At 45.4% G+C, this 22,121-nt stretch carries 12 protein-coding genes; 6 read left to right on the forward strand and 6 right to left on the reverse strand.

Annotation, left to right across the window (positions count from 1 at the left end):
• Window positions 1-76: 76 nt before the first annotated feature.
• The 3 genes from GGR22_RS06675 to uvrC form a co-directional block, all read right to left on the reverse strand.
• Window positions 77-1,714 (reverse strand): amino acid permease, encoded by a 1,638-nt coding sequence (locus GGR22_RS06675; RefSeq protein WP_121375575.1) that lies wholly within the window; start codon window positions 1,712-1,714, stop codon window positions 77-79.
• Window positions 1,715-1,811: 97 nt separating this feature from the next.
• Complete coding sequence (locus GGR22_RS06680; protein ID WP_121375576.1) at window positions 1,812-4,019, reverse strand: patatin-like phospholipase family protein; 2,208 nt, start codon at window positions 4,017-4,019, stop codon at window positions 1,812-1,814.
• Between the two features lie 10 nt (window positions 4,020-4,029).
• On the reverse strand, window positions 4,030-5,823 hold the full coding sequence (gene uvrC, locus GGR22_RS06685) for an excinuclease ABC subunit UvrC (RefSeq protein WP_182493021.1): 1,794 nt from the start codon (window positions 5,821-5,823) through the stop codon (window positions 4,030-4,032).
• 196 nt (window positions 5,824-6,019) lie between these two features.
• Here uvrC and GGR22_RS06690 point away from each other — a divergent pair, with 196 nt between their 5' ends.
• The 3 genes from GGR22_RS06690 to GGR22_RS06700 are packed head-to-tail and all read left to right on the forward strand — an operon-like array spanning window position 6,020 to window position 7,732.
• The gene (locus GGR22_RS06690; RefSeq protein ID WP_182493022.1) at window positions 6,020-6,919 is read left to right on the forward strand and encodes a succinylglutamate desuccinylase/aspartoacylase family protein; all 900 of its coding nucleotides are present in this window, start codon (window positions 6,020-6,022) and stop codon (window positions 6,917-6,919) included.
• A 29-nt stretch (window positions 6,920-6,948) separates the two neighbouring features.
• Window positions 6,949-7,524: a 5-formyltetrahydrofolate cyclo-ligase gene (locus GGR22_RS06695; protein WP_182493023.1), complete on the forward strand. Its 576-nt coding sequence runs from the start codon at window positions 6,949-6,951 to the stop codon at window positions 7,522-7,524.
• A gap of 16 nt (window positions 7,525-7,540) precedes the next feature.
• Window positions 7,541-7,732 carry a hypothetical protein gene (locus GGR22_RS06700; RefSeq protein ID WP_121375578.1) on the forward strand — a complete coding sequence of 64 codons (192 nt, stop codon included), beginning with the start codon at window positions 7,541-7,543 and terminating at the stop codon, window positions 7,730-7,732.
• On the opposite strand, the gene GGR22_RS06705 is transcribed toward GGR22_RS06700, so the two are convergent.
• The 3 genes from GGR22_RS06705 to ileS all read right to left on the reverse strand — a co-directional run bounded on the left by GGR22_RS06705 (window position 7,729) and on the right by ileS (window position 12,334).
• On the reverse strand, window positions 7,729-8,352 hold the full coding sequence (locus GGR22_RS06705) for a lipoprotein signal peptidase (RefSeq protein WP_182493024.1): 624 nt from the start codon (window positions 8,350-8,352) through the stop codon (window positions 7,729-7,731). The genes GGR22_RS06700 and GGR22_RS06705 overlap by 4 nt on opposite strands.
• A 193-nt stretch (window positions 8,353-8,545) precedes the next feature.
• Complete coding sequence (locus GGR22_RS06710) at window positions 8,546-8,926, reverse strand: TraR/DksA family transcriptional regulator (protein ID WP_056067507.1); 381 nt, start codon at window positions 8,924-8,926, stop codon at window positions 8,546-8,548.
• A 6-nt stretch (window positions 8,927-8,932) separates the two neighbouring features.
• On the reverse strand, window positions 8,933-12,334 hold the full coding sequence (gene ileS, locus GGR22_RS06715; RefSeq protein ID WP_182493025.1) for an isoleucine--tRNA ligase: 3,402 nt from the start codon (window positions 12,332-12,334) through the stop codon (window positions 8,933-8,935).
• Between the two features lie 494 nt (window positions 12,335-12,828).
• On the opposite strand from ileS, the gene GGR22_RS06720 reads away from it, so the two are divergent.
• From GGR22_RS06720 to GGR22_RS06730, 3 genes are read left to right on the forward strand one after another with little or no spacing between them, the layout of a single operon-like run.
• On the forward strand, window positions 12,829-14,460 hold the full coding sequence (locus tag GGR22_RS06720; protein WP_246336920.1) for a T9SS type A sorting domain-containing protein: 1,632 nt from the start codon (window positions 12,829-12,831) through the stop codon (window positions 14,458-14,460).
• 7 nt (window positions 14,461-14,467) lie between these two features.
• The gene (locus tag GGR22_RS06725) at window positions 14,468-21,475 is read left to right on the forward strand and encodes a DUF6443 domain-containing protein (protein ID WP_182493026.1); all 7,008 of its coding nucleotides are present in this window, start codon (window positions 14,468-14,470) and stop codon (window positions 21,473-21,475) included.
• Window positions 21,475-21,948, forward strand: a complete 474-nt coding sequence (locus GGR22_RS06730) for a hypothetical protein (RefSeq protein WP_182493027.1) — start codon at window positions 21,475-21,477, stop codon at window positions 21,946-21,948. The genes GGR22_RS06725 and GGR22_RS06730 overlap by 1 nt, the downstream gene beginning before the upstream one ends.
• Window positions 21,949-22,121 lie beyond the last annotated feature (173 nt).

Raw genomic sequence — 22,121 nt, forward strand, 5'->3', positions numbered from 1 at the left:
ATATTTATAAAAAGGAAAAAGGCGCTACTGATTGTAAAATTTATCAGCAGCGCCTTTGTTCTATTTTAACATAAGCCTATCTCCCTTTCTTGTAACTGTACAGATAAATCAATGCATGAATTGCTGCAAAGATCAATGAGAAATAGAACAAGAAGTTATCATTTATATTCGGATCCATATGGTGGATAATGGCCACTATTACTAGGGCTGCAACCATTCCTAATCCTGACCCTGCAACTACTTTAAAACTATCTAGGCTAAAGTTCCCTTTGTTTAGTATACTATTTTTCATTCCGTAGAACAGATAGAGGTCAAAACCAATCATCATCCAAACGATTAGTCGGATCCATGTATCTAACGGCAAGAATACCATCATGAACAAGCAAACCAACACTCCTGCAATCGGCACAAAAGGAACTAAAGGCGTTCTGAATGCTCTTGGTGCATCTGGCATTTTTTTACGCATGATCAATACGCCAATACATACAAGAATAAATGCAAATAATGTTCCGATACTCGTCATTTCTCCCACGACTCTAGCAGGCACGAAAGCGGCAAAAAGGCTTACGATTACCATAAACAATAAATTGTTTTTTGCTGGCGTTCTGAATTTTGAATGTACTTCTGAGAATACTTTTGGCATCAATCCGTCTTTACTCATAGAGAAAAACACACGGCTTTGTCCCATAAGCATCACAAGGATTACGGAAGCGTAGCCTCCTAATATAGCTAGCAGAATTGCATTATTCAACCAAGGATAGGCTGGCGTTATCATTCCATCTGGCCCAGCTGTCCCCATCGCTTCTACTGCAATTGCCACTGGAGCGATTCCGTCTTTTCCAGCAAATGCTTGATAGTTTACGACTCCTGTCATTACGTGTGCAAAAAGAACATATAGGATGGTACAGATAGCCAAAGACAGTAATATTCCGATTGGCATGTCTCTTTTTGGGTTTTTAGCTTCTTGGGCTGCCGTAGAAACAGCGTCAAAACCAATATAGGCAAAGAACACGATAGCTGCTGCCCTGATTATTCCGGAGAAACCAAATTCTCCAAAGGTTCCTGTGTTTTTAGGAATATAAGGTGTGTAGTTTTCTGGTCGTATGTATTGCCATCCAACGGCAATAAAAATCAATACAACACTAACTTTCAATAATACTATAATTCCGTTTACAAATGCGGATTCTTTAGTGCCTCGAATCAAGATTAGCGACATTATCATCACAATCAATACGGCTGGGACGTTTATGATACCTCCTTCAAAAGGCGAAAGCATATAAGCATCGTCAATGTGGATTCCATAACCGCTTAAAAATTTCCCCAGATATCTGGACCAGCTAATTGAAACCGTCGCGGCTCCAACAGCATATTCCAAAACCAAATCCCAACCAATAATCCATGCTACAAATTCGCCCATTGTTGCGAAAGAATAGGTATAGGCACTTCCGGCTACTGGTATCATTGAAGAAAATTCTGCATAACACAAACCAGCAAAAACACAACCAAATGCAGCTACTAAGAAAGAAATAGTAATCGCAGGTCCCGCATTTACTGATGCGGCAAGACCCGTTATTGAAAATAATCCGGCTCCAATAATTGCTCCAATTCCTAAAGCTACTAATCCCGGAGCGGTTAAGGTTTTCTTTAATCCTTTTTCAGATTCAGATGATTCTTCTAAAAGCTGGGTTAATGATTTTCTTCTCCAAATAGACATAAATTGATTATTTAAGTGTTTAGTGGTTCCAAATATAGTTTTTTTATGGAATAATTAACACATAAATAATCGTATATATTTTTTTAGGATGAATTCCTTAAAACCAGAATCCTACGCTGAACCAAGTATGGTGGTCTCTTGTTTCGGGCGACCAAGAGTGCTTGATTTCTACGGGTCCGATGATGGTTTCTAGGCCGTAGCCGAAAGAATATCCGGAATAGGCCGGACGTTCGATCCATTCGTCGCTATCAAAAATCTTGCTTCCGATGTTGGCATAGTTTGCCATGAAGTTCAAGTGGTTTTTTCGAAATATTTCATAATCTACGCCTACGGCTCCTTTGATGTAGCTGTTTCCGGAAAGGCTTACGAAGTCATAACCGTAAAAATGCCTGAAGTTATTGATCATGTTATAACCGTAGCCTCCTAATACGAAATCAAAAAACGGAACAGTCTGTTCGCCGACAGTAAAACCGGCTTCTGACTGAAGGTTTAACGTAAACTTGTTGAAGAAAGTCTTAGAAAAGGCCATTTCTCCTTTAAGGATGCTGAAATTCTGGTATTCTTTGGTATAATCGGAAGAATACAGAAAGGTCTGGAAGTCACCACAGAATAGGAATCCGTTTTTCGGGAAGTATTTCTTATCAAACGAATCGTATTTTACATAGGCAATAAGGCTTACATAATCGCTGTCTTCTAAGATAGGATCGGTCGTTTCAAATGTTTTGGTCTTGATCTTTAAATGCTTGTATTCTGCACCTCCGCCGATCAGGAATTTTTGGGCGAAAACGGTCTGGAAATAGACCTGATTCGAAAAGTCGGAGTAATCAATATTGATGGAACTCAGTCCGAATAGGTTGAGCAGCTCTCCATTGTTGAAATCCGTGAGGACATTTCGGTTGAAGGTATTGTATCTGGATTTGATCCCGAAACTCCAATAGAAGCCGTTATCGATGTAATAGTCTAAATAGTACCTGAAATTGTCTCCTAGTCCGGCATCGACCGAAATGATGTCGTTCTTGAACAGCAGCTTTTTCTGGGTCAGGTTCAGCAAAATGGCGCTTTTGTATAGGCCGTCATAATGCAATCCGAATTTTAAGTAGGTCTTGATCGGGTTTTCTACCAGCGTCATGGTCAAGACATCATTTCCTGAGGCAGACTTTGAAAACGAGTAGCCTATGCCGCTAAAGTTCTGGGTCGCGCTGAGGGTATTGATTCCTTTGTCCAAATCTGCATAGCTGATCTTGGTTCCGGCTTTGAACCCAAGCTTTCCGAGGACATAGGTACGGGTAAAATTTTCAAGCTGGGGCGTCTTGATTTCGCTGACTTGAAGGCTGTCGCTCTGCACGATGACCTTGTGCTTGGTAACAGGATTCTCCTTGTCGCCTATTTTTTCGAGCTGGTCGATTACTTTTCGTGCGGCATCCTCTCCTGTCTTTATGATCTGCACTCCTTGGGAGAAAGAAATCACACTGAATCCCTTGATATCTGGCTTTATATAGATGTCGGTGGCTTTTTTCTTGCGGTCCATTTTCTGGATCATCTGCATGTTGGAGATCTGCACCAGAATTTTCGTGGCATCGGTCAACGCATCCCTGTCTTTTAGATCGTCTTGTACGTCAACTCCAATAATGATATCAGCGCCTAGGTTTTTTACTTCGAGTATGGGATAGTTGTTTGTCACGCCTCCGTCTACCAATAATTTTCCGTCAATTTCAACAGGCATGTACAACGATGGCAGCGCTGCGCTGGCAATCATGGCCTGAGGCAGCGATCCTTTGTTTAGGAGTACTTGCTGGCCGGTCTCAATATCGGTAGCGATGCATAAAAACGGAATCGGCAGCTGATTAAAATCACGAATGTGCCTTACATTGTGCGTCAGCTTGTTTAGCATGTTGAAGTTATAGAGTCCTTTTGACAGGGCTCTTGGGATGCCAATCTTCATCTTCTTGAAGGGCAATGTCAGGGCATAGAGCTCGTCGTTTCTTTTTTCGTAAAAGTTCTTGGACGATCTTGGGATATAATCTTGGATCAGGGCATCGTAATCTGTCGTCTTGAAAATGGAATCAATTTGTGCAGCGCTGTATCCTGAAGCATAGAGTCCGCCAATGATGGCACCCATGCTTGTTCCTCCAATATAGGAAATCTCTACGCCGGCTTCTTCTAATACTTTCAGGACGCCGATGTGGGCCAGCCCTTTTGCTCCTCCTCCACTCAAAACCAATCCTACTTTTGGCTTTTTCTGTTCTTGTGAAAACACAACCGATACAGAAAATAGCAACAAGAGGATAAGAGCTATTTTTTTCATAGAGAGAGGATTACTTTGTGGAGTTGTAAAAGTCGGCAATTTTTTTGGCTTTTGAAATACCTACAACGTCAGAAATTTCTTTTTCTGTTGCCTGCGACAATCTTTTAACAGATTTGAAGTGTTTTATAAGGGCAATCATTGTCTTTTCTCCAATTCCGGGTATGGTTTCTACGGAAGTCTTTAGGGCGCCTTTGCTTCGTTTGTCTCGATGGTGGGTTATTCCGAATCGGTGCGCCTCATTCCGAAGCTGCTGGATTACCTTGAGGGTTTCTGATTTCTTGTCTAGATACAACGGAATGGAATCGCCAGGATAGAATAATTCTTCTAGGCGTTTCGCAATGCCGATGATGGCTATTTTTCCTCTTAGGCCTAAATCTTCTAGGCTTTTTAGGGCGGAAGATAGCTGCCCTTTGCCTCCGTCGATGATAATCAATTGGGGCAGCGGCTGTTCTTCGTCCAGGAGTCTTTTGTAGCGCCTGTATACGACTTCTTCCATCGAGGCAAAATCGTTCGGGCCTTCGACGGTCTTGATATTGAAATGGCGGTAGTCTTTTTTGCTGGGCTTGCCGTCTTTAAAAACGACACAGGCAGCCACGGGATTGGTTCCTTGTATGTTGGAGTTGTCAAAGCATTCGATATGCCTTGGCTCGACAGAAAGACGCAGGTCTTTTTTCATCTGCGCCATGATTCGGTTGGTATGCCTGTCCGGATCTACGATCTGCAGCTGTTTCAGCTGGTCCATCCGATAGAATTTCGCGTTTCGGATAGAGAGTTCCAAAATCTGCTTTTTGTCTCCTAATTGGGGCACGGTTACTTTTACATTTTCGCCCATGTCGATCTCAAAAGGGACGATTATTTCTTTGGACAGCAATTTGAACCGTTCTCGTAGTTCTACTACGGCCAGTTCCAGCAATTCTTCGTCGGATTCGTCGAGCTTCTTTTTCATTTCTAGCGTGTGCGAGCGGATGATCGCGCCGTGTGAAATCTGAAGAAAATTGACATAGGCCATGCTTTCGTCTGAAACGATAGAAAACACGTCTACATTGGAGATTCTTGGGTTGACAATGGTCGAGCGCGACTGGTAGTTTTCCAGCGTCTCGATCTTGTCTTTTATCTTTTGTGCTTCTTCGAATTTCATTTCGGAAGCGAGGTTTTTCATCAACGTCTTGAAATCTTTGAGACTCTCCTTGAAATTTCCTTTGAGTATCTCGCGGATAGCGTCGACGTTTTTTTGGTATTCTTCTAAAGACTGGTGGCCTTCGCAGGGACCCTTGCAATTGCCGATATGGTATTCTAGGCAGACTTTGTATTTGCCGGAATTGATGTTTTCTCGCGACAGGTCATAGTTACAGGTGCGTAGCGGGTATAATTCTTTGATTAGGTCCAATAGCGTATGCACGGTCTTAAAGCTTGTGTAGGGTCCGAAGTATTCGGAACCGTCCTTGACCATGTTTCTGGTGGTAAAGATTCTGGAAAAGGGCTCTTTTTTGATGCAGATCCACGGATAGGTCTTGTCGTCTTTCAGCAGGACATTGTATCGGGGCTGGAGCTTTTTTATGAGGTTGTTTTCTAGAAGCAGAGCATCGGTTTCTGTAGGAACTACGATGTGCCTGATGGAAACAATCTTGCGAACCAAGACGTTGGTCTTGCCGTTGTCGTGCAGCTTGTTGAAATAGGACGAAACACGCTTGCGCAAGTTTTTTGCCTTCCCGACATACAGTATCTTGTCTTCCTTGTCATAATACTGATACACGCCCGGGCCGTCGGGCAATGTCTGGATCTGTAGTTCTAAAGGAGTTCGCATCTGACAAAGTTAGTTTCAAAAATTCCGAATTGCAAGTGCCTGATTTCAATTTTAAATGGTTTTGGCAAATATTTAGCGTTCTCAATCTCAATTTTTATACATTTATATTTTTAAACAAAACATGGCGCTACCTACTTATAAAAATCTCACCATCTTGGGCGAGACGATCCTGCCGGGCGAGAGCCGGACCTTGAATATGGAGATTGCAAAGCTTCATACGATGACCAAACTAAAGATTCCGATAATCATAGAGCGTTCTGAAATCGACGGGCCTACGGTCTTGTTTTCTGCGGGACTGCACGGCGATGAAATCAACGGCATCGAGATCGTAAGACGGCTGATCGTGCAGAAGATCAACCGACCGAAAATAGGCACTATCATCTGCATTCCGGTTATCAATGTTTTTGGGTTTTTGAACAAGACGCGCGAGTTTCCGGACGGGCGCGATATGAACCGGGTCTTTCCGGGCAGCAAAAATGGTTCTCTGGCCAGCCGCTTTGCGTATTCTCTTTTAAAGGAAATCATTCCGAATGTGGATTATTGTATTGATTTTCATGCGGGGGGCGCAAGTCGCTTTAATGCACCGCAGATCCGCATCGTTCCGAATAATACTGAATTGAAAGCACTGGCTGATGTATTTCATGCACCGTTTGGGTTGTACTCCAAAAACATTACGGGTTCTTTCCGCAATTCTTGCGACCGATTGGGTGTCAAGATGCTGTTGTTTGAGGGCGGAAAGTCGCTGGATATCAACGAGTCAATTACGCAGGAAGGTATTGAGGGCACCAAACGTTTTTTGGATTATTTCGGGATGCTGAACCCGAAACGAAAGGTATCGATTGCAGATAGGAAGACTATTTATATTGAGAAGTCGGCTTGGGTACGCGCCAAGGCTTCGGGGCTGTTCCATGGGCTGACCGCTGTAGGAACGCAGGTTGAGAAGGGACAGGTACTGGCTACTATTTCGGATCCTTACGGCAAGGTGGAATATAAGGTAAAGGCGCCTAATGCCGGCCATATCATCAATGTGAATGATGCGCCTATCGTTTATCAGGGGGATGCTATTTTTCATATCACGACGGCTTTGGAACCGTAAGCTTCCAGAATATTTTAGAATCATCCAAAATGCAGAAAAAAGAACTACGCTTAAAATACAAGGCCTTGCGGGCCGCTCTTTCTCTTGAAGACATCGAAGAAAGGAGCCTTGCTATTGCCAACCAGCTTGTCCGATTGGATATCTGGGATGGTATGTACTATCATCTTTTTCTTCCTATCCAGGAACATAAGGAAGTAGACACTGAATTTCTAATGCAGGTACTGGCGGGAAAGGACAAGGAGATCGTGGTTTCTCGATCGGATTTCGGGACGCGAAAAATGACGCATTTCTTATTGACGGACAATACGAAGTTTCGAAAAAACGAATATAATATTCCTGAGCCGGTGGACGGAATCGAAGTGCCTACAGCTAAAATCGATGTGGTGTTTGTACCTCTTTTGGCGTTTGACCAAAAAGGGCATCGGGCGGGCTACGGGAAAGGGTTTTATGATCTTTTCTTATCGGAATGTAAAGAGGACGTACTGAAAATCGGGCTTTCTTTCTTTGAAGCTGAAGAAGCTATAGGGGATGTTTTTGAAAATGACGTGGCGCTGGATTTTTGCGTGACTCCGGATACTGTCTACCGATTCGGAAAAAATATGTAACTTTAGAATAAAAAAGATGAAAACTCCTTTTAGATTATCCATCGGATTGCTTTTGCTTTGTTTTGCTTTTTCAGTTTCTGGATGCAGTGCCAGTATCGGTACCGGAACTTCCAGCAGATCGAGCAAAGCGAAACCGCTACCTCCAGGACAGGCCAAAAAAGTGACAGGGGAAAAGAGCGCTAAAAAATATGCTCCGGGACAGAATTAGGCTAGTTCTGAATGTTTTCTAGAGCCTGAAAAGGCTTTTTTATTAAAGACAATCAATATTCCGACGCCTGTAGAGATGGCCATGTCGGCAATGTTGAATATGGCATTAAAAAAGGTAAAGTGCTGTCCTCCCCAGACCGGCAGCCATTTTGGCAAATTGCCTTCCCAGATCGGGAAATAGAGCATGTCGACTACTTTTCCGTGAAACCAAGTACCGTATGGCTGGTCGGAAAAGAGCGTTGCGGTCTGGCCATGGCTATGATCAAAAATCACTCCGTAAAAAACAGAATCGATAATGTTGCCAAAGGCGCCTGCCAAGATGAGCGCTATGGCTACAATCAGGTATCTTGAGCTTTCTTTTTTTACTGAATCCCATAACCACCAGCCAATTCCTGTGACGGCTACAAGCCTAAAAAGCGTCAGTATCAGTTTTCCGTAATCGCCGGGAATCTGGGTTCCCCATGCCATTCCTTCGTTTTCGATCAGTAGGATCTTAAACCAGCTGGCTACGTCAACCTGTCCATCTTCGCCGTATATAAAGTTGGTCTTGATGTATATTTTTGAGATCTGGTCAACGATAAGAATTAGGATAACTAATAAATATGCTTTCTTTAATGACATTTTCTTTCTTTTATTGCGCAAAAATAGGAATATTATTTATAAAAACACTCGCAAGGGCTTGTTCCTTTTTGTGTTGCTTTTCGCTGTTGTTTTTGTTTACTAGCGTTTGATTAAAAAAGGGGCTTGCGTTTGCTTCTATATTAAAAAAACGCTCCTTGTCAGGAGCGTTACTTTGGGTATTATCTTCTAGCGGTTATCGCTGCAGGTTTTTTGCTTCGATACTCATCGTGGCGTGAGGAACGATCTTCAGCCTTTCTTTGCTGATTAGTTTTCCTGTTACTTTGCAAACGCCATAGGTCTTGTTTTCTACTCTGAAAAGCGCGTTTTTTAGATCACGGATGAACTTTTCCTGACGGATTGCCAACTGAGAGTTTGCTTCTTTCGACATGGTCTCGCTGCCTTCTTCAAACGCCTTGAATGTCGGCGACGTATCGTCTGTACCGTTGTTAAGGTCGTTCATATAGGCACTCTTGATCAGGTCAAGGTCTGCTTGTGCTTTTTGTATTTTTTTTAAAATAATTTCTTTGAACTCTGCCAGATCAGCATCGGAGTATCTTGCAACTTCATCTACCATATTATATTATTTTGAAATTAATATACTTGTTTTTATTTCATCAAACTCAATTTCTATACCGTTTTCTACTTTATCTTCAATAATCAGTTCTTCTGTCAGCGTCTCTGCCTTGATGTAGTCTTGGTTTGCCGTAAGGGCTTCTTCAAGAATACCGTCTTTTTGGACTTGGACCTTGATCTTGTCAGTAACTTCAAAACCGGAGTCTTTTCTGATATTTTGAATGCGGTTGACTAATTCTCTAGCGATTCCTTCTTTCTTCAATTCGTCGGATATGGTGATGTCTAAAGCCACCGTAATTCCGTTGGCATTGGCAACGAGCCATCCTTCAATATCTTGGGAAGAAATCTCTACATCTTCAGAGGTTAAATTAATACTTTTCCCTGAAATGACAATACTTAGCGAACCGTTTTTGTCTAGTTCGTTGATCTGTTCCTGTGAGAAATTTTGTATCTCTTTGGAAATCAGACCCATATCTTTCCCGAAACGCGGCCCTAATGCTTTAAAATTAGGCTTAATCTGCTTTACCAATATGCCCGAAGCGTCGTCTAGAAGCTCTATTTCCTTGACGTTTACCTCTGCTTTTATGAGGTCTGAAACGGCTTCGATTTCTGCTTTTTGCTTGCTGTCTAACACCGGAATCATCACTTTTTGCAGGGGCTGACGTACTTTTATCATTTCTTTCTTGCGAAGCGACAGTACGAGCGACGAGATGGTCTGCGCCTTCTCCATCCTGCTTTCTAACGATTTATCAACAAAGTTATGAGCATATTCTGGAAAATCGGCCAAATGTACGCTATCGAATGTTTCTTTATGTGTCGCCTGCGTTAAATCTCTGTAAAGCTTGTCCATAAAGAACGGAGCGATAGGGGCGCTTAGTTTTGCCACGGTCACCAGACAGGTGTATAGGGTCTGGTAGGCCGCAATCTTGTCTTGGGCGTAGTCGCCTTTCCAGAATCTTCTTCTGCACAAACGCACGTACCAGTTGCTAAGGTTCTCTTGTACAAAGTCAGAAATAGCTCTTGCTGCCTTGGTCGGCTCGTAGTCGGCATAATAGCTATCGACATCTTTTATCAGCGTATTTAATTCTGATAGGATCCATCGGTCGATTTCTGGCCTTTCTTCTAGCGGTACTTCTGCTTCTGCATAGGAGAAACCGTCGATGTTGGCGTAAAGGGCAAAGAACGAATAGGTATTGTATAGGGTTCCGAAGAATTTACGGCGTACTTCTGCGACACCTTCGATATCGAACTTTAAATTGTCCCAAGGGTTGGCGTTGGCAATCATGTACCAGCGCGTCGCATCGGGTCCGTATTCGGCTAATGTCGTGAACGGATCAACGGCATTGCCCAAACGCTTGGACATTTTCTGCCCGTTTTTATCTAATACGAGTCCGTTGGACACTACGTTTTTATACGCTACTTTATCAAAAACCAAGGTTCCGATAGCGTGCAATGTATAGAACCAGCCGCGTGTCTGGTCGACACCTTCGGCAATAAAATCGGCCGGAAAGTCTTTGTTTTCGTCAATCTTGTCTTTGTTTTCAAACGGATAGTGCCATTGCGCATACGGCATGGCTCCGGAATCAAACCAGACGTCGATCAGGTCTGTTTCGCGCTTCATCGGCTTGCCGGAAGGGGAAACTAGTACGATTTCGTCTACGACATTTTTATGCAGGTCAACCAAGTCGTAATTGGCTTCTGACATGTTTCCGATCTCAAATCCTTTGAACGGGTTTTCTTTTTGGAAACCGGCTTGGATTGATTTTTCGATAGCGTTGTATAGTTCTTCAACCGAACCGATGATTGTTTCTTCTTTTTTGTCTTCGGTTCTCCAGATCGGCAACGGAATGCCCCAATATCTCGAGCGGGACAGGTTCCAGTCGTTAGCATTTTTCAGCCAGTTTCCGAAACGGCCTTCGCCTGTAGATTTCGGCTTCCAGTTAATAGTATCGTTCAGGTCAAACATTCGGTCTTTTACATCGGTGACCTTGATGAACCAAGAATCTAACGGATAGTATAAAAGGGGCTCGTCTGTTCGCCAGCTGTGCGGGTAGCTGTGTACGTATTTTTCGACCTTAAAGGCCTTGTTTTCTTCTTTTAGTCGGATGGCGATTTCTACGTCTACCGATTTTTCCGGTGCTTCGCCAGCGTTATAGTATTCGTTCTTTACGTACTTGCCTGCGAAATCGCCCATGTGCGAAGTGAATTTTCCTTGCAGGTCGACTAGCGGCACTGGCGTACCGTTTTCGTCCAAGACCAGCATAGGCGGTACTTCTGGCACGGCTTCTTTGGCAACCTTGGCATCGTCTGCACCAAAAGTCGGGGCGGTGTGTACGATTCCGGTTCCGTCTTCTGTGGTTACGAAATCGCCCGAGATAACGCGGAACGCATTTTCTGGGTTCTGGTACGGCAGGGCATACGGCAGTAATTGTTCGTATTTGATTCCGACCAAATCAGCGCCTAGGGCTTGGGCTACTATTTTATAAGGCAACTGTTTGTCGCCGTTTTTTACTTTGTCAAAATCGGCTGCTTCTGCGCTTTCGAAATAGCCTTTGCCGAATTGTTTTCCAACTAAATTCTTAGCCAAGACTACGTTGATCGGCTCGAATGTGTATTGGTTGACTGTTTTTACTAGCACGTATTCGATTTTTGGTCCCACCGTCAGTGCCGTATTGGACGGCAAAGTCCATGGCGTGGTGGTCCAGGCCAAGAAATGCACATCGCCGAAGCCTTTTAGTACGGCTGGCAGTGTTTCTGCAAGTGTCTTGAACTGGGCAACGATGGTCGTATCGGTCACATCGCGGTAGGCTCCTGGCTGGTTGACTTCGTGAGAGCTCAGTCCTGTTCCTGCTTTTGGGGAATAGGGCTGAATCGTATAGCCTTTATAGAGCAAGCCTTTGTCGTAAATCTGCTTTAACAGCCACCAAACGGTTTCCATGTATTTGGACTTGTAGGTGACATACGGGTCTTGCATGTCTACCCAGTAACCCATCTTTTCGGTCAGATCGTTCCATACGTCGGTATACCGCATGACGGTCTTTTTGCAGGCTTCGTTGTATTCTTCGATGGAAATGGTTTTTCCGATGTCTTCTTTGGTGATTCCTAATTCTTTTTCGGTTCCGAGTTCTACCGGAAGTCCGTGGGTATCCCATCCGGCTTTTCTTTTTACCTGAAAGCCTTTTTGGGTCTTGTAGCGACAGAAAATATCCTTGATCGCGCGCGCCATTACGTGGTGAATACCCGGCAGTCCGTTTGCTGAAGGCGGGCCTTCAAAAAACACATAGGGTTTATTTCCTTCGCGCGTGGTTACGCTCTTTTCAAAGATGTCTTGTTTTTTCCAGAAATCAAGCACTTCAGATGCCACTGTTGGCAGGTCAAGTCCTTTGTATTCAGTAAATTTTGTACTCATTTTTATCGCTTTGTAAAATCAATTTGCGAAAGTAATGAATTTTTTAATTAGTTATGGCGTATCATGCGCCCGTTTTTTATGAAGATTCCGCTGACTATCAGTACTGCTGCCACTGTTATGATGGAATCGGATTTCTTATATGGATAACATGGACTCTATATGGACTATCTATGGAGTATCCGTGGAGTATCTATGGAGTAACTATGGATGAAGACTTTCTCTATTCCATTTACTTGCTATTGTTTGTAAGATAAAGTACTTAAAACTAGATTTATGCTTTTTTTCTTATTTATACAATTGTTTTATAAGAAAATATTATTCTATTTTATTGTATTATAATCTTAGTTTCTTTATCTTTGCCCAAGATTTAAATTTTATAAATTTCTATACACTATTTTTTTAAAAATTTGTTATACAATTTCATCATAAATTCATTTCTTTACCGTTACAATAGAAACAATTTAACAAGCCATAACTTAATAAAAGACAAGCACATGACCCTCCAAAAACCCTCCAAGGCGCGCCTTATGGCCGCTGCATGCGCCCTGCTCTCTGCAGGCGCCCTACAGGCCCAGGACATCCTCTGGGAAAAGTCCTACGGCGGAAAACATTCCGAATACCTATTCGATGCCCAGCCCACTCCCGACTACGGCTTTATACTCGCCGGAAGCTCCCTATCCAAAAAGACCGGAAACAAGACCGAGGAAGCCGCAGGCGACCTGGACTACTGGCTCTGGAAGATGGACGAGAAGGGGGAACTGGACTGGCAGAAAAGCTTCGGCGGCGCCGGAGCCGACCTATTGCAGGCCGTAAGGCTCACTCCTGATGGGGGCTTTATACTGGCAGGGACTTCCGAGTCTGCCAAGGGGCTGCAGAAGAAAGAGGACGGCTACGGGAAGGAAGATTTCTGGATCATCAAGCTGAACGCAAAAGGCGCCGAGCAGTGGCAGCGCACTATAGGCGGCTCCGGACAGGAGCTGCTGCAGAGCATCGCGCCTACTCCAGACGGGGGCTATATTATTGGGGGGAGCTCCAGCTCCCCTAGGAGCGAGAAGCTTGCAGCCGGACAGCCGGATACCTACGGGAAGTCCGTTGCCGGATTCGGAAACCTGGACTACTGGGTCGTGAAACTGGACTCGGAAGGAAAGATCGAATGGCAGAAGGCCTTCGGGGGGCAGTATGCCGACCAATTGCGCAGCATCGTGCCCGTGCGCGGCGGGGGCTACCTGCTGGCAGGATCTTCCAACTCGCCCGAATCGGGGAACAAATCGGAAAAGTGCTACGGCCAGTCCGACTACTGGGTGGTGAAATTAGATGCCAAGGGAGAGCTGGAATGGCAGAAGGTGTATGGCGGCGAAGGCGACGACCAGCTCCAGGCCGCACTGCAGTCCGTGGACGGAAACTTCTTATTGGCAGGAAGTTCTGCTTCGGGAACGACCGGAAACAAGAACGCCTCCAACGGCAAGGGAACCGACTTCTGGCTCCTGAAAATCGACCCTTCGGGAGAAGTATTATGGCAGAAGACCTACGATATCGGCAAGTCCGACCTGTTGACCTCGCTCGAGGAAAGCAGGGACGGGTCGCTACTGCTAGGGGGGCATGCCCAGAGCGAGACCTACAGCACCAAGAAAAAAGACAAGGAGGGCATCAACGACTATATCGCCATCAAGACCGACCCTAAGGGCGAGGAACAGTGGACCCAGACCGTAGGAAGCGGCGGGGAGGACATCCTGCGCAAGGCCGTGGAGACCCGCGACGGGGGCTACCTGCTGGCAGGCACCTCGATGGGGGCCGTGTCGCGCGACCGCTATACCGGGCAGGGACGCAACGACTTCTGGGTCGTGAAGCTCAAGGACAAGAGAAAGAAGGAAGAGAAGAAGAATCCTATAGAAGCCTACCCGAACCCTACCCTGCACTACTCCAACGTGATCGTGGGCTATGAATTTGAAAAAGGCACCGCTACCGTGTACGACCTTTCGGGAAGGCAGCTGCAGCACTTCGAGATCCACGACCGCACCGTGCCTGTCGATTTAGGCGGCATGCCAGAGGGCATCTATATCGTGGAGATACGCACCAACGTGCAGGAAGACTCCGTCAAGATCGTAAAAGCCATCAATAAAAATTAGACAAGACATGAAAAAAATATATACGCTAGCAGCAATGCTGGGCATGGCCGCCATAGCCCATGCCCAAAACCCTGAGATAAAAAGCGAGCTCCCGACCATACTGCCTCCATCACCTACCGCGGCGGCATTGATGAAGTTCGAGGAGGTACCAGTGGACAATTATACCGGAACGCCGGACATCAACATACCTGTTTTCAGCACGCCTACCCGCTCCAAGGATATCAATCTGGATATTTCCCTGAAGTATCATCCCGCCTCAGCCGCGGCCAGCGAGACCGCCAGCGATGCCGGACTCGGCTGGAGTCTCTTTGTAGGCGGGACCGTGTCCCGTACCGTACGCGGAATACCCGACGAATATGTAAGTGCTGGCACTAAGACAGGCATCTACCGAAATGATCCCGCCGACTACCCGAACCCTTATTATGAGCTTGCCGCCCATGTCGATTCACCAGGGACAAATCCAAACCAATGGAACGAATTCTTGTGGAACGCGCAGGTAAAGGGCATCTATGATACCGAGCACGACCTATGGCAGTTCAACTTTATGGGCTATACCGGAAGATTTATCATGAAGAAGAACGCTTTGGGGCAGCTGGAAGTCATGGTACAGGATCTGTCTAACAACCTAAAAATCGTCAATCATTATAATACCACCAATTTTACGCCGACTGGATTTACTATCTACGATGACAAAGGGTACAAGTATGTATTTGACGTTGCCGAGACGACCGCAAGTTCGGAGACCAGCTTCACGAGATCTTTTACCGGCAGTGGCGGAGGCGGCAATCCATCGCCAACCATCAGCTATATCAGCTCCTTCCAGCTTTCTGGCGTCTATGACAATAACCAAAAACTGCTGCTGGGTTATACTTATAACCCCTCCAGCGAGCCCATGAGAGAAGTGTCTGTCATAAAAAACACCACCTGGGTGACTTCTGCAAGCCCGAGTGTCAACAGCATTTTGGATAGCTTCCTTTCAGCCGGAGGAGGAGTTGATATGCAGGGACAGGACGCCAAGCTGGAACCCTTTGAAAATACCTCTATCACGACACTTACCGTTAACAGCAAGAAGGTCAAGAGGATCAACGTGGACGGTATCGCCCGCATCTATATGGACTATGAATCGGGAAGACAGGACCAGAGCCTTATTTCCAGTGCCTACCGCATCAAGAGCGTCACTACCAAGACCTGGACTGACAGCATCAGCATAAAAAAGACTGAGCTCTTCCATAGCTATAAGGAAACAGAGTACAATAACAAGCGTATGTTCCTAAACCGGGTCGAGCAGAGCAATTTTGCAGATACGGAAAAGCTGGCCTATACGCTCTATTATGACGAGCCTGATTACTTAAGCGGCACCCTGATTCGAGACCCGTGGGGCTACTTTACCTTACAACCTAACGGGATGGCCGGCTATGGCTACAGAGAGGCCAGCCCGAACTACTGTACTGCCGACATCTTGCAGAAGATGGAACTACCTACTGGTGGAGCCATTCTGTTTGACTTCGAGTCCAACGAATATTCCAGCATCGGCAATACGCCTGTGACCAATTTTGACGAAAATCCGCTGAACTGGAACCCGCAGACCACCGGAAAGTCTTTTACATCTTCGGGTGCTGCCGCTATAGATTTCTTTACGATTTCGGAAGCGCAGCAAGTCATCTTTGACGTAACGGTCACCCCTATTTCCGGATGGAGCTTTATACTCTATAACTCTAGCAACACTGCAGTAGCCAACTTTGTCTATGCTCCTGTAGATGGAGAAGCGCCTCCGACGCAATTCTCTGCCAGCCTGCCGGCGGGATCCTATAAGGTGAGGTTCTCTGGCCACGTGCTACCCTTGCCGAATCCTTTTACTGCCAGCATTACCGCCAATTATAAAAGCCGTTCGGGAGCCAACAAGCAGTACCTGTTCGGCGGCGGCGTCAGGATCGGCAGGATCAGCTTTTTTGATGCCGGCAATGTGCCGCAGGACTACTATGAAGTGCCTTCGGCATTTATCCCTGCCAAGGAAAAGAAATACGACTACCATGTTTTCGGGCAGGCTGCCAAGAGCAGCGGATCGCTGGCCTTTGCTAAACCGGTATATGACTACTCGAGACAGCGTGCGCTGCATGCCGAGTTTAACTGCGGCGGCGGGGGTACCTGCAACGAATACGATCTGGATATACTGTATACTTATCATACTGATTTTAACAACCTGCAGGCCTTACGTACCAAGGGCTCCGATGTAGGCTACCAGAATACGACCGTAAGCGAAACCGGTAACGGAAGAACACAATACACTTATGTATCGCCAATAGACGTGCCGGAAGCTCTCAGCCACTATACGCTTAATTATCCTTTCTTTCCTAGCGAGAACCTCGACCATAAACGCGGCCAGCTGATAAAAGAAGAGGTGTTTGACAATGCGTCTAAAATACTTTCCCGTACGGAATATACCTACGAGACCATCGACGAGGCTCACGGGAACACCCTTATCGGGATGAGGATATACGAATCGGCTCCTTGCCCGGGCGTCTATAAGTTTGCCTATTATAGTGCCTATACCGCTGCCCTGGCTTCCTGTGCTTCCAACCCGAACGGCTACAACTGCCAGTACCTCTGCGGTGCTGCCATGTCTTTTGCCTATTATGAGCCTATTTATGAAGCCTTTGGTTGGACAAGACTTATCGAAAAAACCACAAAACAATTTTTCGGGACAACTTCGACCGAAGTAGGGACTTCTGAAAGCTATACCTACAACGCATCGAACAAGAAGATCGCTTCGCAGACGACCACTCTCAGGACGGGTGAAGCGCTGAAGACAGATTTCTTTTACCATACCGGCAACTCGTCCTATTCACAGAACCGTATCTCGGAAATCGAGAGAATCGACAGCTACCGGAATTCCGAGCTGCTCTCTACAAGCAAAGTTATATATTCGAACGCCTATGCCGGAAACGCATCCTGGCTGCCGCAGACAGTGCAGACTTCCAAAGGGACAAACGGATTGGAAATCAGGATACGCTACACTAGCTATGACGAGTACGAGCATCCGCTGGAGGCACAGCAGGAAAACGGAATGAAAGTCTCTTATGTATGGGGCTATAACAAGAGCCAGCCGATAGCCAAGATCGAGAACATGGCCTATGCCTCCCTGCCTGCAGGGTTGGTTACGGCCGTGCAGAATGCCTCCAATGCCATACCTTATGACAATACCGCTGAGGCTTCCCTGCTCTCTGCGCTGGAAGACCTGCGTATTTCCGTAACAGCTTCTGGTGGACAGATGACCGGCTATACCTACAAGCCGCTTGTAGGAGTATCTACCGTAATCGACCTTAAGGGCGACCGGAACTATTACGACTACGACGGCTTTGACAGGCTCACCTCTGTCAAAGACCGCAATGGCAAGCTGCTTTCCGAAAACAAGTACCATTACAGGACATCGTTTACCGACCAAAACTCTATCGAGACCATAGCCTATAAAATTGAAACCTCTTCATCCCTATCTTCTCCAACAGCCGCGCAGGCCATGCAGAGCATTACCTATTTCGATGGGCTGGGAAGGCCAATACAGCAACGTGCGCATCGACAGTCGGGTTCTGGCAAGGATTTAGTAACACCTATCGTCTATGATGCGATTGGAAGACATAACAGAGAATACTTGCCCTATCCTTCTGCAACCGCAACACTAGCCTATGATGGCAATGCGGAAACGGCAGCATCTCAATATTATGGCAACACGCCGGCACCTCCGATACCTGGATTTGAGACCACAGCGAATCCGTTCAGCGAAAAGCTCTTCGAGGCTTCCCCACTCAATCGCGTGCTAAAGCTAGCAGCTCCCGGCAATGCCTGGGCCATGGGACAGGGCCACGAGATAAAGACGGACTATCTAGCCAACAGTTCCGACGAGGTAAAAATTATAACAGCTTATGCCACCTGGAGCGGGACCGTAAAACTCTATAATCCCGCTGTCCTTGTTACCGGCAACTACTATGCGGCAGGAGAGCTCTACAAGACCGTGACCAAGGACGAGAACTGGGTCTCTGGCAGTACCCATCCGAATGACCATACCGTGGAGGAATTCAAGGACAAGGAAGGACATGTTATATTAAAAAGAACCTATGACCAAGGGGTGAAACACGACACCTATTATGTGTATGACCAATTTGGGAACCTTGCCTGCGTCATGCCGCCTAAGGCGGACGGGACAGCCGGTGCCTTTAACATCAACAACCTCTGCTATGTATACCGCTATGACCGCCGCAATAGGCTGGTAGAAAAAAAACTTCCGGGCAAGCAATGGGAATTTATTGTCTACGACAACCTCGACCGGGTAGTAGCTGCCGGACCGGCATTGGCTCCGTTTAGCGACATCACCACTCCCAACAACATAGGGTGGCTAATCACCAAATATGATGCCTACGGCCGCGTTGCCTATACCGGCTGGATGGCCTCTTCTACAGTCACCAGCGTGGGCCGCAAGAACCTGCAGGATGCAAGAGATCTGCAAACTACCGGACTGAGCGAGGCCAAGTCTGCCTCTAATACGACTATAAACGGCGTGGCTGTCCGCTATACAAACACCGCATGGCCTACCTCTGGATACCATGTGCTGAGCGCAAGCTATTATGATGACTATGCTTTTCCAGGCGGCCCAGTAACCTTTGCTGATGTGGAAGGGGAACCGGTGTATTATCACCTGTCGGTAAAGCCTATCGGTCTGCCAACAGGATCCTGGACACGCGCACTACAGGGCAGCACTGTCTATGCAGGAGAGACTTCTTATCTTCTCTATGACTATAAGGGAAGAACAATACAGTCGAAGGCCACCAACTATTTGGGAGGGCATACTACAGTGGACAGCAAGCTTGACTTTTCAGGAAAGCCTGAATATACCGTGACCCGACATAAAAAGACCGCTGCGGGTGACGAACTTTACATAAAAGATCTGTTCACTTATACGGAGCAGGACAGACCCGAAACACACCTGCACCAGATAGGCGAGAATGGGGATCCAGAGCTCCTCTCTAAAAGCGAGTATGACGAGCTGGGCCGCCTGATAAGCAAAAGGGTCGGCGGCTATGATATTACCGCCGCGACTTACCACCAAAAGGTCGATTACGCCTATACCGTACGCGGATGGCTCAAGGATATCAACTCACTGGAGGAGGATATCGACAGCCCTGAGGATCTTTTTGCTTTTAGGATAGGCTATAACACCCTAGAAAACAATCCTACTGGAACGCTGACCGCGCTCTATAACGGAAACATCTCGGAAACGTTCTGGAAAAGCAAGAACGACAACCATATCAGAAGCTATAGCTATGGGTATGACGCCCTAAACAGGCTGAAGGATGCCTATTATCACAAGAACAACCATCCTTCCTTTTCGTATGACGAACAGGCTGAATATGACAAGAATGGCAACATCACCAAGATGACCCGTAACGGGGATCTTGACGACTATACCTTTAGCATACAGATCGACGATCTTGACTATGCTTATGATACGGGGAACAGGCTGCTCAGCGTGAAGGACAACAGCATTCACCCTGCAGGGTTTAACGACGGGGCAAATCTATCTACGGAATACACCTATGACGACTGGGGCAATATGCTGACAGACAGCAACAAGGGAGTTTCTATCACCTACAATCATATGGATCTCCCTACACAGATTTTATTTGCTAATGGCAATAAAATCAATTATCTTTACGATACGGAGGGAACCAAGCTAAGAAAGGACGTGGACGACGGCAGCACCGTGACAGTGACCGACTATCTTTCGGGATTCCAGTATGTGTCGAACGGGAAGAGCTCGGGGCTAGACTTCTTTCCAACTACGGAAGGGTATGTGAGGATCGCGAGCTTCCATGGCGCGCAGACCTATAGGTATATTTACAACTATACCGACCATCTGGGCAACGTAAGGATGAGTTATACGCAGGATCCGATGACAGACAACCTGACCATAATGGAAGAAAACAACTATTATCCGTTCGGTATGAAGCACGATAAGTACAATAGCAACACCTATGCCTACCAAGAGATAAGCACAGGTACTGGATATTATACTGGACTGGCCGTGATTCCGCCGGGGGGAAGGAGTTCCTACCAGTATAAATATAATGGGAAGGAATATCAGGACGAGCTAGGACTGAACTTTTACAACTATGGGGCCAGAAACTACGATCCTGCCATAGGAAGGTGGATGAATATGGATCCATTAGCGGAAAAAAGCAGAAGATTTTCCCCGTATGCTTATGCACTTAATAATCCTGTCTTCTTTATTGACCCTGACGGGATGACAGCAGAAGAAAACAAAAACATGCCTAAAATCGAGGTGAAGGCTGACTATATGGTAGATATCGGGTATGGAAGGATGAGACCGTCTAGCCAAGTCTCTAGCGCCATTGAAAGTTCTGGGGATATGGGCGAAAGCACAAAGAGTAAAGACAATGACTGTCCTAGCTGTAAAACAAAAGCAGATTGGGCAGCCTATTATCAGCAAGGAGAAAACACTGCTGCAATGCTAGGAGAAAGTCCTATATATGGAGGAACACGTTTGACGATAGGATATGATGAAGATGGTCATACTTTATTTTACTTAGATGGTAAATTGATGGATTTGAGAAGATATAGTAATAGAGCTGAGGCGCTGGGAAGTCTTTTAAGCGATGCTGCTTTAATTGAAGCACCTTCAAAATTATTCAAAGCTATTAGGGGTATATTTAAAAGCGGAACTGCTAAGGAAGTGACTAAATTAGGCACCTATGAATTAGAACTAACTCATAGCCTTACTAAATCTAAAAGTGCTTTTGCAAAACTTAAAGCCGATATAAAACTAAACGGAATGAAAGAACCAATCAAATATGTTATACACAATGGCAAAAGATTTGTTGTTGATGGTCATCATCGCTTAAGAGCTGCAAAAGAACTGGGTATTCAAAGTGTTCCAGTAAAACAAGTACAGCTACCTTATGCTGGCTATAAGTCAGCTGACGATTTAATTTATACTCGTTACTAATGGCGATTTGGCAATATACATTTCAGATTTTACCTAAGGAAAGCCTTAGTACTTTGTCAGCTGATTCTTATTTCGGAATAAGTGAAAACCTATTTGACGATGAGTCGTATTGGAAACTTTATCTTATTAAAAGAAATTTTTTCCATGCTATACAAAAGATTCTCCCTAAAAATAAATCATGGAGTAGCGAAATTGATTTATATGGTCATCAAGAATCAAACTGTTTTGAAGTTATTTCTGACAATGAAGGCAATGTAATCTCTGTTTCATTTAGAATAGATTTCACCACTAATTATGAATCCATATTAAGCAATATACTTGAATTCTGCGGTCTCAACGGATTAGTTATTTTAGATGAACGTATAAAAATTGTCCCATGGAATTATGAACAAGCACAGAGTGTTATAATGACATCGCCGCAAGTGAAAAAGTATAATCAATTGCTTAAGAAAGGTAAAGATCTGGGAAGTTAATATACTTCATAGAGCTATTTTAATAAAATAGCTCTATGAACAAGTGTAATATTTATCCCGATGAGCGCGGAATTGAATAGCTATAAAAACGAAATAAGAAGCACAAACTACAACTTTAGGGTTGTAGTTTTTTTTATATTTGTTACTATAATTATAACTATTGCCTCCAAAAC

It is taken from the genome of Flavobacterium gossypii, assembly GCF_014138495.1.
Classification (GTDB): Bacteria; Bacteroidota; Bacteroidia; order Flavobacteriales; family Flavobacteriaceae; genus Flavobacterium; species Flavobacterium endophyticum.